Below are 15,072 nucleotides of genomic sequence, written 5' to 3' on the forward strand. Positions count from 1 at the left end.
CCCTGAGCTTGTAGGTCTTGTTCGAGAAGAAGACATTGTCTGACAAATATCAGGCTTGGTCCCCCGGCAACTTTCCAGTCGGGCGGAATAAACCAAGCATGAGTTTTGCTGAGAAACGATCAAACGTTGAAGGGCTTCTGACGGATGCCTTGGCGTAGAGAGGCGATGAAGGACGTGGCAAGCTGCGATAAGAACCGGGGAGGCGCTAGCACCCTTTGATCCGGTTATTTCCGAATGGGGAAACCCACCTTTACAGTCTTCCAACTCTGTTTCTTCGGAAGCAGCGATTGGCGGATTGTTTAAAGGTATAATGAGCTGAATACATAGGCTTCATTAAGCGAACCCGGGGAACTGAAACATCTCAGTACCCGGAGGAAAGGACATCAACCGAGACTCCCGTAGTAGTGGCGAGCGAACCGGGACCAGGCCAGTGCTCTTGTGAAATAAAGACGAACGATCTGGAAAGGTCGGCCATAGTGGGTGAAAGCCCCGTAGTCATCAAACAGCAAGAGACTCGAGTAGGGCGGGACACGTGAAATCCTGTCTGAACATGGGGGGACCACCCTCCAAGCCTAAGTACTCCTCTACGACCGATAGTGAACAAGTACCGTGAGGGAAAGGTGAAAAGCACCCCGACAAGGGGAGTGAAACAGATCCTGAAATCGGAAGCCTACAAGCAGTCGGAGCCCCCAAGCGGGGTGACGGCGTACCTTTTGTATAATGGGTCAGCGACTTCATGTGTCGAGCAAGCTTAAGCCGTTAGGTGTAGGCGCAGCGAAAGCGAGTCTGAATAGGGCGCTAAGTTCGACGTATGACGACCCGAAACCAGGTGATCTATCCATGAGCAGGTTGAAGGTTGGGTAACACCAACTGGAGGACCGAACCCGTGAATGTTGAAAAATTCTGGGATGACTTGTGGATAGGGGTGAAAGGCCAATCAAACCTGGACATAGCTGGTTCTCCGCGAAATCTATTTAGGTAGAGCGTCCGACGAATTCCTTGGGGGGTAGAGCACTGGATGGTTGCGGGCTGCGCGAGCGGTACCAATACTAACCAAACTCCGAATACCCAAGAGAACTATCGGGCAGACACACGGCGGGTGCTAACGTCCGTCGTGAAAAGGGAAACAACCCTAACCATCATCTAAGGCCCCCAAGTCACGGCTAAGTGGGAAACGATGTGGGATTGCTTTGACAATCAGGAGGTTGGCTTAGAAGCAGCCATCCTTTAAAGAAAGCGTAACAGCTCACTGATCAAGCGATCCTGCGCGGAAAATGTAACGGGGCTCAAGCCGTGCGCCGAAGATATGGGTTTGCAGTTTACTGCAAGCGGTAGCGGAGCGTTCCGTAGGCCGGTGAAGGTCAGGCGTGAGCCTGGCTGGAGGTATCGGAAGTGAGAATGCTGACATGAGTAACGATAGGAGTGTGAGAGACACTCCCGCCGAAAGACCAAGGGTTCCTGCGTAAAGCTAATCTGCGCAGGGTTAGTCGGCCCCTAAGGCGAGGCTGAAAAGCGTAGTCGATGGGAAGCAGGTAAATATTCCTGCACCAGCTGGAAGTGACGGATGGCTTAACTCGTACCCACTTATTGGATTGTGTGTGCGGGGGCGTTGTCCCAGGAAATAACTCCAGCAGAGACCGTACCCGAAACCGACACAGGTGGTCAGGTAGAGCATACCAAGGCGTTTGAGAGAACTATGCTGAAGGAACTCGGCAAATTGCACGCGTAACTTCGGAATAAGCGTGACTCACCCTGGGCAACCAGGACTGAGTGGCACAAGCCAGGGGGTAGCGACTGTTTAGCAAAAACACAGGGCTCTGCGAAGCAGCAATGCGACGTATAGGGTCTGACGCCTGCCCGGTGCCTGAAGGTTAAAGGGAGTTGTGAAAGCGACGAACTGAAGCCCAGGTAAACGGCGGCCGTAACTATAACGGTCCTAAGGTAGCGAAATTCCTTGTCGGGTAAGTTCCGACCTGCACGAATGGCGTAACGACTTCCCCACTGTCTCCAGCATAGGCTCAGTGAAATTGAATTCCCCGTGAAGATGCGGGGTTCCCGCGGTCAGACGGAAAGACCCTATGAACCTTTACTATAGCTTCGCCTTGGCGTTAGCGACCGTATGTGTAGGATAGGTGGGAGACTATGAAACCGGGGCGCCAGCTCTGGTGGAGTCGTCCTTGAAATACCACCCTTACTGTCGTTGACGTCTAACCGAGGGCCGTTATCCGGTCCCGGGACATGGCGTGGTGGGTAGTTTGACTGGGGCGGTCGCCTCCTAAAGTGTAACGGAGGCGCGCGATGGTGAGCTCAGAGCGGTCGGAAATCGCTCGTCGAGTGCAATGGCATAAGCTCGCCTGACTGCGAGACTGACAAGTCGAGCAGAGACGAAAGTCGGCCATAGTGATCCGGTGGTCCCGAGTGGAAGGGCCATCGCTCAACGGATAAAAGGTACTCTAGGGATAACAGGCTGATTTTGCCCAAGAGTCCATATCGACGGCAAAGTTTGGCACCTCGATGTCGGCTCATCACATCCTGGGGCTGGAGCAGGTCCCAAGGGTATGGCTGTTCGCCATTTAAAGTGGTACGTGAGCTGGGTTCAGAACGTCGTGAGACAGTTTGGTCCCTATCTGCCGTGGGTGTTCGAAGCTTGAGAGGATCTGTCCCTAGTACGAGAGGACCGGGATGGACATACCTCTGGTGTACCTGTCATGGCGCCAGCTGTGCAGCAGGGTAGCTAAGTATGGAATAGATAACCGCTGAAAGCATCTAAGCGGGAAACTAACCTCAAAACAAGGCTTCGCTGAGGATCGTGGAAGACTACCACGTTGATAGGCCAGGTGTGGAAGTGGGGCGACCCATGAAGCTTACTGGTACTAATAATCCGATCGGTTTGATCGTTTCTCAGCAAAACTCATTCGATGATTGCTCCTTGACCGAAGCAATCTCAGACAATGTCTTCTCATCATCCGCTGTCCGCCTTGTTGACCTGGTGGCTATGTCGGAGGTTCCACACCCGATCCCATTCCGAACTCGGTCGTTAAGCCCTCCAGAGCCAATGGTACTTCGTCTCAAGGCGCGGGAGAGTAGGTCGCCGCCGGGTCTACAAGGCGGACAGCCGATGATGAAATCTAATCACCGCAAATGCGGTCTTCTCGAAACGTTCTTCCTCACGAAACTACCGTTTGCCGCGGGATGGAGCAGCCCGGTAGCTCGTCAGGCTCATAACCTGAAGGTCGTAGGTTCAAATCCTACTCCCGCACCCAAGATTAACGACACCCCCGGCGCGAAAGCGACGGGGGTGTCGTCGTTCACGGGCCTGAGCGTCGCCGGCGATGGCGCGATGAAGAGGCCGCGATGAAGAGGCGTTGGCGAACCAACCTCAGCCAGGCCGTCAAACTGTTCGAAAAATCGGCGTCACGTCAGAGTTTTCAGGGGCAGCTCACGCCGGTATTGTGACAAGTGCGCGACGGCGCTGAAAGAAAAGGAGCCCGTCCGCGCGGTGTGGCTGATTTCAGAGAACGCGGGCTTGCCGCCTTCTGAAGGCGCGTGCCAGTCTCAGTGCGCATGGGGATTTCAGACGATACAGCGCTCTGGCTTGCGCGAAGCGTGATGCCGCATGAGCCTGCGCTGCGCGCATGGTTGCGTCGGGGGGCTTCGCCTGCCGACGTGGATGATATTGTTCAGGAAACCTACGCGAAATTGATCGGTGTCGCGGATGTCGGCGCCATCCGTAACGTGCGCGCTTATCTTTTTCGCACGGCGCAGTCCGCGGCCGTCGATCGCTTGAGACGAATGAGCGTGGTGCCGCTCGACGCCGTCGCCGATATCGACAGACTTCAGATCGCGGCAGATGCGGTGACGCCAGAAGATGAAGTCGTGGGCCGCAACGAACTTCGGCTTCTCGCGAAAATGATCGACCGCCTTCCTGATAAGACGCGTCGTGTCTTCATCTTGAGCCGGGTGGAGGGGCGCTCGCAGAAACAGATTGCTCAGGAGACGGGATTCCCTGAAAGCACCGTCGAGAAGCACATCGCCAAGGCCTTCGTCCTACTGATGGCCGCATATGCCGATGGAGGATATGATGCTCCAGATGCGTCAAGGTTGCGGAACGTGCGGATCGGACGAAGGGCGGATGGCAGGGACGGAAACGGCTGAAGAAATCGATCGTCGCGCGGCCATGTGGGCCGCGCGGCTTGATCATGGCGCGTTTTCAACTGCGGATCAGCGTGAATTCGACGCTTGGGCGGCGGAGGATCCGCGTCGTTTGGGCGCCTTCGCCCGCGCCCGCGCCATAGCGCTTCATTCCAAACAGGCATCCGCCCTGCGCGGCGGCGCCGTTTCAGAGCAACCCGTGATGGCGCGGCGGTCTCTGCTGGCGGCCGGAGTGGCCGTGGCGATGTTGAGCGGCACGGGATTGGCCGCGGCCTATTGGCGACGTTCTCAGCGGCTGGATACGGTGCGCGGCGAAGTCCGCTCGGTCCCCCTGGACGACGGCAGCGTGGTCACGCTCAACACCCTTTCGCGTGTCAGCGTTCGCTATACGCGTTCCGTCCGCGAAATTGTGCTGATGTACGGCGAAGCCCTGTTCGAGGTGGCCGTCGATCCGGTCCGGCCTTTCGTCATGCGAGCGGCCGGCGTCGTGCTTACGACCTACGATGGGTCTTTCCTGCTGAAGCGCTTGAATCAGTCGCCGCTTGAAGTGGCTGCGCTTGCGGGCTCGGTCCATATGCGGGTGGGGCAGGGGCAGGCGCAGATCCTGACCGCCAACCAATTGATCAGTCTCGGCGGAAACAATGTGTCAAGCCGTCGTCCCATAGACGCGCGCCAGACCAACCAGATTCTCGCCTGGCGCGACGGCAAGATCGAATTCCACGACGAAAGCCTGCAGGCGGCCGCCGCTGAGTTCGCCCGGTTCAGCGAAGTTCCGATCGAATTCGCGGATCGAAACGTGGCGGAAATGAAAATCACCGGCCTGTTTGAAGCACATGATCCGGCGGCCTTTGCGCGAGCGGCGGCGCGCAGCCTGAATCTGCGCGCAGAAATCAGCACGAGCCGAATTTTGCTCGCTTACGGTTAAATATTTTCCGGACGCTGGAGGATTCCCGTTCCGCTACCCGTCTTGTCTATGTCCGGTGCGCCGGGGGAACATAGACAACGGATCGGGGGATCTCATGGTGTCGTGGAAGCGATTGTTAGCGGCGGGCGTGGCTGGGGGCGTGCTTGTCGCAGCGGCCCACGGAGCAGCGGCTCAGGATAGACAATTCAACGTAGCGGCTCAGCCGCTGGCGCAAGCCATTCCGGAACTGGCGCGTCAAGCCGGGGTGACAATTTCAGCCCCAACCGGCCACCTTGCCGGCCGGGTCGGGCCGGCGATCTCGGGCCAGATGGACGTCGAAGACGCGGTCAACCGACTGCTGGAGGGCACCGATCTCTACATCGCCTCACACGAGGGATCGACCATCATCCTACAGAAGCGGAGCGCAGGCGACAGCCGCGCCGCCGAGGTCCAGGAGGTCGTGGTCGTCGGGAGCCGGATCAGGGGCACGCGCATAAACGAGGCCTTGCCAGTCACAGTCGTCGATCAGTCTGATCTGGATGCGATCGGCGCCACCGACGGCGACGATCTCTATCGCTCCATCGCCCAGATGGGCGACGTCGGCTTCAACGAGGCGGACAGCGATAACGGCGGCATCAATAATGCCCGGGGGGATGTGGCGTCGATCGACCTGCGTTCGATCGGGACGGGCAATACCCTGGTTCTCCTGAACGGCCGGCGGCTCGTGCCCCATCCCGGCACGCAGATCGAAAACTTTGTGCCGGTGCAAACGGTCAACACCAACGCCATTCCGACCTTCGGCCTGCGTCGGGTCGAGGTTCTGGCCGATGGAGCCGCGGCGCTTTACGGCACCGACGCCGTGGCCGGCGTCGTCAACAACGTCCTGCGTGACAATTTCGAAGGCTTTACGGTCCAGGCCGCCATGGGGCGCGACGAAGGGGGAATGGAGGAGTATTCCTTCGACTTCCAGGCTGGCAAGGACTTCAACAACGGCAAGACCAACGTCTCGATCATGGGCGGCTACCTGACGCGGGATCCGCTTTATATCTGGGAACGGGACTATGCGACCGTCGCAGGACGGGTGGCCGCCTTTGATGGCCGGGCTTCTGGCCTCGACTATGCAACCTACAGCACGATCACGGCCTGGGCTGAAGGCATCAAACTGGATCCGACGACCTACCGGAATGCCGGAACCACCACGCGGGTCAACGGAACGACATTGACGTCCACGGCCGGAAGCTTCCACGTCCAGCCCAGCACCAACGCCGGCTGCATCACCGGCGCCTATACGACGGGGACCTGTTTCGATAACTCGACACTGGCGACGACGACCGACGACGACAATCTCCGCTATGATCTGGACTCGATGCGGACCATCGGCTCGGCGGTTGATCGCGCCAACCTGTTCACCTTCGTCAACCACAAGTTCGACAACGGCGTCGAATTCTTCGGCGAGCTGAGCTACTACTGGGGCGAGACTTGGTCGCAGCGGCAGCAGGACACGCCGCTCGACACGCAGCGCGTGCTCATGTCCCCGACCGCCTACTGGAATCCGTTCGGCGCCACTGGCGTGACGGCCCGGCTGAGCGGACTGTCCGGCGTGCCGACGACCGGGTCTGCGATCCAGATCCAGGACTACCGTTTCGCCGATCTCGGTTATCGGGAGATCGAGGTCGAGAACGTCAACACCCGGTATCTGGGCGGTCTGCGCGGTGAACGCTTCGGCTTCGATTGGGAAAGCGCCTTGCTCTACAGCAAGGCCGAAACGACCGACGAAATGGACGGCGTCAGCATGACCCTGCTCCAGGACGCCATCAACATGACGACGCCTGACGCCTACAATCCCTTTGTCGGCGGCGACCTGACCAGTCCCCAGAACGGCGTGACGGGATTGAACAGCCAGGAGACGATCAACAGCTTCATGGTCGAGGTTTACCGCTACGCCGAGACGGAACTGATGCAGTGGGACTTCAAAGTCTCCAAGGGCGATTTCTACCCGGTGCCGGGGGGACACATCGGTCTGGCTGCGGGGGTTGAGGCGCGCCGGGAAACCTTCGCTGAAGATCGCGACCCGCGTCTGGATGGAACCATCACCTTTACGGATCTGGCCGGCGCCGTGTCGCAGAGCGATGTCATGGGCGTGTCCTACACGCCGGACAGTGCGGGCGCGCGCAACGTCTATTCGGCCTTCCTGGAATTGGCCGTTCCGGTCGTTTCGCCGGAAATGAACATCCCGCTGGTGCAGTCTATCGATGTCCAGATCGCAGGACGCGTGGAGAACTACACCCTGTTCGGAACGGTCGGCGCCCCAAAGGTGGCGTTGGCCTATCGTCCGACGTCCTGGTTGATGTTCCGCAGCGCCTGGTCAGAAGGGTTCCGCGCGCCGAACCTGCTTCAGCTCTACCAGCCGGATTTCGAACGATCGAACAGCCGACGCGACTACGCCGCCTGTGCGGTGCAACTCGCCATAGGCGCGATCCCGACCCTGACGACCAGCAACGACTACTGCACCAGCGAAGACCGCATCGAGAAGCGCTCGGGCAATACGGACCTGAAGGCGGAGAACTCCGAAAACATCAGCCTGGGCCTGGTGTTCGAACCCGAGCTCTGGTCCGACCGGTTCGGCGACCTGACGCTGACCGTCGATTACTGGAAGATCCGTCAGGAGGATCTGGTCGGGATTTTCGGCGGCGCCAACCAGTTGATCATGGACTATTATTTGCGTCAGATCGGCAGCTCGAACCCCAACGTCGTCCGGGCCGATCCCGACGCCCAGCAGATCGCCGACGCTGCGGCGGCGGGCCTGGCGCCCGTGGGCGACCTGTTGTCCATCAAGGACGACTACATGAACCTTCAACCGCGTGAGTCCGAAGGTCTCGACTTCCGCCTGTTCTACACGCTGCGCGACACCCCGGCGGGCGACTGGCGCCTCAGCCTCAATGCGAGTCAAAAGCTGAAGCTGTATCAGGAGGCCAGCGAGCAGCATCAGATCCTGCTGGACGCTCTGGCTGACGGCACGATCGCGGGCGTGACGGTCGGCGGCGTGGAAGACCTGATCGGACAGAACGGCAGGCCGGAGTGGAAGTTCACCGCGTCCCTGACCTGGGATCTGGGCCAGTGGACCTCCGGTTGGTACACCAGCTACGTCTCCGACTTCGTCGACACCAGCGCCACCTATGTGGATACCGACGACTATTGGGTGGTGGACGAGTGGCTGACCCACAACCTCTACGTCCAGTATGAGTTCGACAAGGGCGGCCCGCTGGACGGTGCGCGCGTCCGCATCGGCGCGCGCAATCTCTTCGATGAGGATCCGCCGCTGGCCGACGAAAGGTTCGGCTACACCGGCAGCGTCCATTCCAATCGTGGCCGCTGGTGGTACGCCAGCATCCGCAAGTCCTTCTGACGACAGAGCTCGGGCGAGCCTCCGCCTCGCCCGAGCCTTCCAGGAAATCGACATGTCTTCGCATGCGCCTTCGGCGGGCTTGTTCCGACCGGCTCGACTTGCCGCGCGCCTATGGTTCGCCACGCCGCTGTGGCGACGGATCCTGATGGGTCTGGCGCTCGGCGCGGTCGCAGGCGTGGTGCTGGGTGAGCGCGCCCAGGACCTGAAATGGATCGGCGATCTCTTCATTCGCCTCATCCGTATGCTGGTCACCCCGCTGGTCTTTGTCACCATCGCCGCCGGGGTGTCCGCCATGTCCGATCCGGCGCGGTTGGGATCGGCCGGCCTCAAGACCATGCTCCTTTACTTCGGCTTGATGCTGATCGGCGCGGCCATCGGGCTGGGCCTAGGCGCGCTGATCCAGCCGGGCGCCGGCGTCGATCTCGACGGGGTCGTCCCCGCGCCCCTGGCCGAGGCGCAAGACCTGACCGCCATACTGACGAACATCGTGCCCCTGAATCCCATCGCGGCCATGGCGGAGGGAGACGTCCTCGCCGTCATCTTCTTCGCTCTGCTGATCGGCGGCACCCTGCTGGTGACGGGTGAGGAGGGGCGACCTTTGCGGCGGGTTCTGGAGTCGGGTTCCGCCGTTCTGCTGCGCGTCGTTCAGTTCGTGATGGAACTGGCGCCGTTCGGCGTCTTCGCTCTGATCGCCTGGGTGATGGGAACCAGCGGACCAACGGCCTTCGTAAGCGTGTTGCGGCTGTCCTGCTGTGTGCTCTTGGGCGCCGCTGTTCAGACCTTCATCGTCCACGGCGCCGTTCTGCGACTGATCGCGCGTGTCCCGGTCTTGCCGTTCTACCGGGACATCGTTGACGCCGTGGCGGTGGCCTTTTCGACATCGTCCAGTGCGGCCACCCTGCCTGTGGCGCTGAGGGTGGCGCAGAGGAACCTGGGCGTCAGTCCGGCCATCGCCTCGACGGTGCTGCCGCTGGGGGTGACGCTCAGCATGGATGGAACCGCCCTCTATGTCGGCCTGCTGGCCGCCTTTTCTGCTCAGGTGTTCGGCGTCGCCCTGGGGCCGGCCGATTATCTGGCCATAGTCGCAGTGACGGCCCTTGTGGCCCTGGGCGCCGCGCCTGTGCCGTCAGCCTCGCTGTTTCTGCTGGCGGCGGTTCTTTCGGTGATTGGACTAGGGCCCGAGCAAACAGCTTTGATCGTCGGCTTTATCCTGCCGTTCGACCGGCCTCTCGATATGATCCGCACCGTGCCGAACTGCACCAGCGATCTGGCCGTGGCCGTCGCCGTCGCCCGTATGGAAGGTGAACTGGACCTCGTAACCTACAAGGAAAGACCGTTGGAATGAGCCGTCTCCAACCGCTGCTGGCCGCCCAACTGACCCTGGCGCCCTGCGCTGACCCGATTCAGCGGCGGTCATTCCCTGAGAGGAAATCACGAATCTGTCTTCATTGGAGAATGGGATGATGAAGCGACTGATGATGGCGACCGCCGTCGCGGCGATTGTGGCCGCATCCACGCCGGCCTCTGCCCGACAGGACGCAGCGCCGCCGCCAGCGACCGAACAGACCGTCGGCGAGCGGATCGTGTTTCGCAGCATGGACGAGGCGCGCACCGAACTGGTCGGCTATCTGTTTCGGCCAGTGGGCACGACGCCGGAAGGCGGAGCTCCGGCCGTGGTGCTGATGCACGGTCGAGGCGGCGTCTATTCGTCCCTGGCTGACGGAGTCTATGAGGCGCAGAACCTGACGCTACGGCTCAAGTTCTGGGCCGACTATTGGACTGACCGTGGCTACTACGTCCTGGTGGTCGATAGCTTCGGGCCGCGGGGTTATCCGATCGGGTTTGCAGCGGGGACCTACAGTTCGCGGCCGCCGGAGATCAATGAGGTGACGATACGACCGCTGGACGCCTATGGCGCCCTGAGGTTCCTGCGCAGCGTGGACGACGTGGCGGATGATCGTATCGGCCTGATGGGCTTTTCCAACGGCGCCAGCACTGTCCTGTCGGCTTTGGCCGACGACAAGCCGGGGGACATGCGCCGGATCGGCTTCCGGGCGGGGCTCGCCCTCTACCCAGGCTGCGGCCTCCAGGGCCGGTTCCGACAAGCCTACAAGACCTATGCGCCGGTCGAGGTCTTCATCGGTACGGCCGACCAGGAGGTGTCGCCCGAAAGCTGCCGGACCCTGGTTGATCGCGCGCAGGCGGCGGGCGCTCCGGTCAATCTGACCGTCTATCCGGACGCGGCGCACGGTTTCGACGATCCCAGCCGCAGCCGGCAGGCGGTCGCCGCCAACGCGACCGCCACCCAGGACGTTCGCAGTCGGGTTGATCGCTTCTTCGAAGCTCAACTGGCTCCCCGCTGACTTCAGGCCAAGGCGAGGAGAGGGCGTCGGCGGCAAGGCCGACGCCCTCTTTCGTTTCAGGATCCCGGCGCGGCGGCGGGGCCGTAGAACAGGGCGTTGAACAATAGGCGGACCGAGGCGCGGGCCTGGGCGCGATTGATGACGTCCGGCCCCAGGATGATCAGCCGCCCCTGGCCCATTGGCGCATTCACCACGGCGGCGGCGCCGGCCAGCTTCTCCGGACCTATGGCCCATCCGCTGGACACTACGGCGGGCGAGGCATAGCGTGCGGCGATCCCTGCGTCCCCCCGCGCCGTCCCCCGCGCCGTGAAGGCGGCGTTCTCGTCGAAGAAGACATTCAGTCGGGCCGGGAGGCCATAGGCCAGCGGGTCGGCGGGATCGACATCCACCGCCAACAGCGCGCCGGGGATGAAGAAGTCGGTGGAGGGCAGGGGCTTGTTTTCGATCGACAGGACGTCGTCGATCGGCGCTCCCAGGGCCAGGGCCAGTTGGTGGGCCGAACCGGCGGTCACGATCGTGCCCCCGGCCTCAGCGAAGCGGGTCAGCTGCGGCAGGGTCTTCTCTCGCGTGACGGCGCCCAGCCAAGAACGATAGGCTTCGGGGATCGTCTCAGGATCCGGCTGCCCGCGCCCCGTTCCGTTCGGGAAATCGCCGGGCAGCAGATCGGGCGCGAAGACAAGGACGTCGAAATCCTCTTTCAGGTCTCCCGCGTCGAGACGTTGAGGATAGACGACCTCGAAGGGATACTCGAACTGCTCCAGCAGCCAGCGGGTCCAGCCGGCCGACATGGAGCCGCCGTAACGATCCACCAGACCGATCCGCACAGGCTTCAGCGCGATGGCGTCTCCGCGCGGCGCGCGCGCCACGGCCTCGGCGTTCAGGCCGAGGTCGGCGACCGCCTGTTCGACCAAGGCGCGCGACACGTCGTTTGCCGGGATCCACAAGGCGCCCGGCGCGAGGGTGCGGGCGCCGACACGCACCTCGGCCTTCTGCCAGAAGACCGGCTGCCCCGCCTTCAGCAGGCGATTGGTCAGGATGAAGCTGTTGATCGCCGCATGGTCGATGATGAAACCCGCCTTGCCCTGTCCTCGAACCTGACCGGCCGGGACGGAAATGAGATCGGGCACTGGTTCCAGCGGCGCCTCGAACGGATCGAGAATCCGGTCGAACTTCACCCCCATCTGGAGTGCGAGCGTATAGCCGGTGGCGTCATAGGGCAGGGCCGGCGGGCCGCCGGGATACTGCAGGTCGTGCGGATGGTCCTGCGGTTCGAACATGTCCAGGACATGCGGCCGATAGGCCTGGTTCGTCCGCACGACGAAGGAGCCGGCCGGATAGGAGGTTCCGGCGATGGAGAAGGCGCGGGTGGCGCGATCGACGTCCACCCCGGTCTTGATCAGGCTGTTGAGGAAGGCAATGGCGGTCGGCAAATCGGCCTGGTCCGCCGGAAGGACATAGGCGCGCGGATCGCGCAGCGCCGGGTCGTGCAACACCTTGTCGTACAGGGCGGGATCGACCGATCGTCCGCCCTGGCTCGCCGCTGTCTTCAGGGCCTCGATGCGAGAGGGGGTGACCCGCCAGGTGTCGGTCTCGCCCCGTGCAATGGCGTTCGAACCCATGCGCCAGATGTTGAACAGCAGCCGGTCGCGGTTGCGTGACGCATAGTCCAGCACCGCGCGATTGATCGACAGCGAATAGTCGATGGATTGCCGGAAGCGCCAGGTCTGCGGCGCGATGGGGGCCGGCAGATCGTTGCGCGGCAGCTGGTTGTCCGGAACCAGCGCGATGCGGCTCGGCGTGGGGTGGCCGGTGATCTCCGTCAGCAGGCCGATGGAGTTATGGAAATAGGTGATGGAACGCTCCATCCCGTTGTTCCAGGTGGAGTAGCGGGCGCCGCTGCGCATGGTCGCGCCGGGCTTGCCTTCGGCGACCAGTCGGTTGTGCATGGCGGCGCCGACCTCTGACAGGGCGGTCATCGCCAGAGGATCGTAGTTGTAGTTGAAGGGGTCCCGGAACGGCGGCATGAAGACGACCGTCCCCGCCGGCGCGGACTGGTGATGGTTGTAGACGATCTGGGGGAACCATTCCCGGAACAGCATGCGGTTGACGTTGGTCGTCTCCGTCATCGCGGACAGATAGTAGTCGCGATTGTTGTCGTGGCCGACATAGGCCTGATAGAGGCGCGGCAGGCTGGCGAACTCGCGCTTTTCCGGGTCAGCCTCGCGCATGTACCAGTCCGCCACCAGATCCCAGCCGTCCGGGTTCAGCGGCGCGAACAGGATGATCACGTCGTCCAAGACCCGCAGGGCCTCGGGATCTTCAGCGGTCAGCCATTCATGGACGGCGGCGATCAGGGCCTGGGGCGGCACGGTCTCGGTTGCGTGAAGGCCGCCGTCGATCCAGACGACGGCCTTGCCCTCAGCGGCCAGGGCCCGTGCTTGGGCTTCATCGACGCCCTCGGCCTTGGCCAGGCGTCGCGCGATGTCGCGGTAGTGATCCAGGCGGGCGATGTTCGCCGGAGACGAGACCGCAGCGACATACTGGGTTCGCCCTTCGGTCGTCTTGCCGATCTCCATCAGCTTCATACGATCCGACTGGCCGGCGAGCGTATGGAGATAGGCTTCGAACTGTCGGTAGTTGATCAGCTGATAGTCATCGCCGACCTCATGTCCAAACGCCTCATGCGGGGAGGTGATAGGATCTGTCTGAGCGGCTGCCGGTCCCCCAAGCAGCGCGCTCGCGATCACAATCGCAGCGAAAATTCGGTTGAACATCGTCTATCTCCATTCCCCGTCTACTGATTTAGACGCGCGGCGACTCGAATTTCCTCCAGCGAGCCTGCCCCGGCCTTATGGGAAAGGCATCGCACAAATCAGGATCATTTGCCGATCATGCGCTCGGGGCCGAAGGGGCGGTCGAAGATCAGATGACGCGGTGAAGCACGGCGGCGTCGGCGATCTGGCGCAGGACGGCCTCGTGGCCCGGGGTGTCGAGGGGGCTGGACAGGCCGATCGAGTTGCAGCCGTGGCGAGCCAGGTCGCAGGCGGCCGAGACCAGCGGCGCGATCAGATCCTCGGGGCGCAGCAGGTCGAAGGCGACAAGGTTCTCGACCATGAAGCGCCGGGCGCCCGTCGGATCGGTGGAGATGGAATAGGCCAGTATGGCCCGGACGCAATCGTTCACCACGGCCGCGAGAACCCCGCCGACGGCGGGCGCGGCGGCGACCATGGCGCGCCAGGCGTCCAGCGTGAGGCGCGGGTTCGCCATGCGGGCCAGCACATAGGTCTGGTCGGCCTCGGCCCTTTCGAGGCGGCGATACAAGAGCGCGCTCATGATCGGCCTCGTAACGGTTGGACGAAATGGCCGCCTTGATCTCCATCAATCATTTGCGTGGTGAGCACGCGCGGCTTACCCTCTGGCCGTCATGCTCGAACTCAGATCCCTCCCCACGGATTGCGGCCAGCGCCGACAGGATTCGGTGTGTTCGACCTGCGGCGCGCGGGCGTTCAGCGTGTGCAGCAGCCTGGATCCGGCGGATCTGGTCAGCCTGGACGCCATCGCCGAGCGGGTGTCGCTGAAGGCGGGCGAGTCCCTGATCCGCGAGGGGGATCCGGCGACCCACCTGTTCAACATCACCTCGGGATCGGTGAGGATCTACAAGCTGCTGCCGGATGGGCGGCGTCAGATCACGGGCTTCCTGTTCGCCGGCGACTTCGTCGGTCTGGCCACCGGTCAGGACTATGCGTTTTCGGGCGAGGCCATCGAGGATGCGACCCTGTGCCGGTTCCGCAAGACCGATTATCGCGCCCTGATCCGCGAGCGGCCGCTGCTGGAAGAGGCCCTGCTGGATCGGGCGACGCACGAACTGGCGGCGGCGCAGAACCAGATGCTGCTGCTGGGCCGCAAGACGGCGCAGGAGCGGATCGCCTCCTTCCTGCTGGACCTGCCCACCCGCGATCCGCTGCGGCCGTCGGCCGAGGATCAGGTGCGGCTGCCGATGACGCGGTCGGAGATCGCAGACTATCTGGGCCTGACCATCGAGACCGTGAGCCGGGTGCTGACCAAGCTGAAGACGACCGGGGTGATCCGGTTGCTGGCGCTGAACGAACTGCGGATCGAACAGCCCGATCGTCTGCGCGACATCGCCGAAGGCGACGCCTAAGCCCAGACCCGGCAAATGCAGTGGGTGGCGTCGTAAAAACATACCGCCAAACCGCCAAACCGCCAAAATGCAGCTTCATCCCTCA

The 15,072-nt window shown here is 62.3% G+C and carries 8 protein-coding genes, 1 tRNA gene and 2 rRNA genes; 9 read left to right on the forward strand and 2 right to left on the reverse strand.

Features of this window, described 5'->3' with window-relative positions; all coding sequences use genetic code 11:
- Positions 1-117: 117 nt before the first annotated feature.
- From OU998_RS05685 to OU998_RS05720, 8 genes are all read left to right on the forward strand, one after another.
- A 23S ribosomal RNA gene (locus OU998_RS05685) occupies positions 118-2,898 on the forward strand.
- A gap of 87 nt (positions 2,899-2,985) precedes the next feature.
- A 5S ribosomal RNA gene (rrf, locus tag OU998_RS05690) occupies positions 2,986-3,100 on the forward strand.
- A gap of 86 nt (positions 3,101-3,186) precedes the next feature.
- Positions 3,187-3,263: transfer RNA gene (locus OU998_RS05695), tRNA-Met, on the forward strand.
- Positions 3,264-3,564: 301 nt separating this feature from the next.
- Positions 3,565-4,155 carry an RNA polymerase sigma factor gene (locus OU998_RS05700; RefSeq protein WP_267515859.1) on the forward strand — a complete coding sequence of 197 codons (591 nt, stop codon included), beginning with the start codon at positions 3,565-3,567 and terminating at the stop codon, positions 4,153-4,155.
- On the forward strand, positions 4,082-5,077 hold the full coding sequence (locus OU998_RS05705; protein WP_267515860.1) for a FecR family protein: 996 nt from the start codon (positions 4,082-4,084) through the stop codon (positions 5,075-5,077). The genes OU998_RS05700 and OU998_RS05705 overlap by 74 nt, the downstream gene beginning before the upstream one ends.
- 244 nt (positions 5,078-5,321) lie before the next feature.
- Positions 5,322-8,462: a TonB-dependent receptor gene (locus OU998_RS05710; RefSeq protein WP_267515861.1), complete on the forward strand. Its 3,141-nt coding sequence runs from the start codon at positions 5,322-5,324 to the stop codon at positions 8,460-8,462.
- Positions 8,463-8,514: 52 nt separating this feature from the next.
- Positions 8,515-9,807: a dicarboxylate/amino acid:cation symporter gene (locus OU998_RS05715; RefSeq protein WP_267515862.1), complete on the forward strand. Its 1,293-nt coding sequence runs from the start codon at positions 8,515-8,517 to the stop codon at positions 9,805-9,807.
- Positions 9,808-9,922: 115 nt separating this feature from the next.
- Positions 9,923-10,825, forward strand: coding sequence for a dienelactone hydrolase family protein (locus OU998_RS05720; protein ID WP_267515863.1), 903 nt, complete (start codon positions 9,923-9,925; stop codon positions 10,823-10,825).
- A gap of 56 nt (positions 10,826-10,881) precedes the next feature.
- Here the strand turns inward: OU998_RS05720 and OU998_RS05725 are convergent, their stop codons facing one another.
- Together OU998_RS05725 and OU998_RS05730 are read right to left on the reverse strand one after the other, a co-directional pair.
- A complete protein-coding gene (locus OU998_RS05725) occupies positions 10,882-13,599 on the reverse strand; it encodes a M14 family metallopeptidase (RefSeq protein WP_267515864.1) in 2,718 nt (905 codons plus the stop codon).
- Positions 13,600-13,747: 148 nt separating this feature from the next.
- Positions 13,748-14,158, reverse strand: a complete 411-nt coding sequence (locus OU998_RS05730; protein ID WP_267515865.1) for a hypothetical protein — start codon at positions 14,156-14,158, stop codon at positions 13,748-13,750.
- Positions 14,159-14,336: 178 nt separating this feature from the next.
- Between OU998_RS05730 and OU998_RS05735 the strand changes: the two genes are divergently transcribed.
- Complete coding sequence (locus OU998_RS05735; RefSeq protein WP_267515866.1) at positions 14,337-14,987, forward strand: cyclic nucleotide-binding domain-containing protein; 651 nt, start codon at positions 14,337-14,339, stop codon at positions 14,985-14,987.
- Positions 14,988-15,072: the final 85 nt, after the last annotated feature.

The sequence above is a fragment of the Brevundimonas sp. SL130 genome (genome assembly GCF_026625805.1).
Classification (GTDB): Bacteria; Pseudomonadota; Alphaproteobacteria; order Caulobacterales; family Caulobacteraceae; genus Brevundimonas.

What these genes read in the sequence shown, in the direction of transcription:
- OU998_RS05720 (WP_267515863.1), top strand. Translation starts at nt 9,923, where the DNA reads ATGATGAAGCGACTGATGATGGCGACCGCCGTCGCGGCGATTGTGGCC.
- OU998_RS05725 (WP_267515864.1), bottom strand. Translation starts at nt 13,599, where the DNA reads ATGTTCAACCGAATTTTCGCTGCGATTGTGATCGCGAGCGCGCTGCTT.
- OU998_RS05705 (WP_267515860.1), top strand. Translation starts at nt 4,082, where the DNA reads ATGCTCCAGATGCGTCAAGGTTGCGGAACGTGCGGATCGGACGAAGGG.
- OU998_RS05730 (WP_267515865.1), bottom strand. Translation starts at nt 14,158, where the DNA reads ATGAGCGCGCTCTTGTATCGCCGCCTCGAAAGGGCCGAGGCCGACCAG.
- OU998_RS05715 (WP_267515862.1), top strand. Translation starts at nt 8,515, where the DNA reads ATGTCTTCGCATGCGCCTTCGGCGGGCTTGTTCCGACCGGCTCGACTT.
- OU998_RS05700 (WP_267515859.1), top strand. Translation starts at nt 3,565, where the DNA reads ATGGGGATTTCAGACGATACAGCGCTCTGGCTTGCGCGAAGCGTGATG.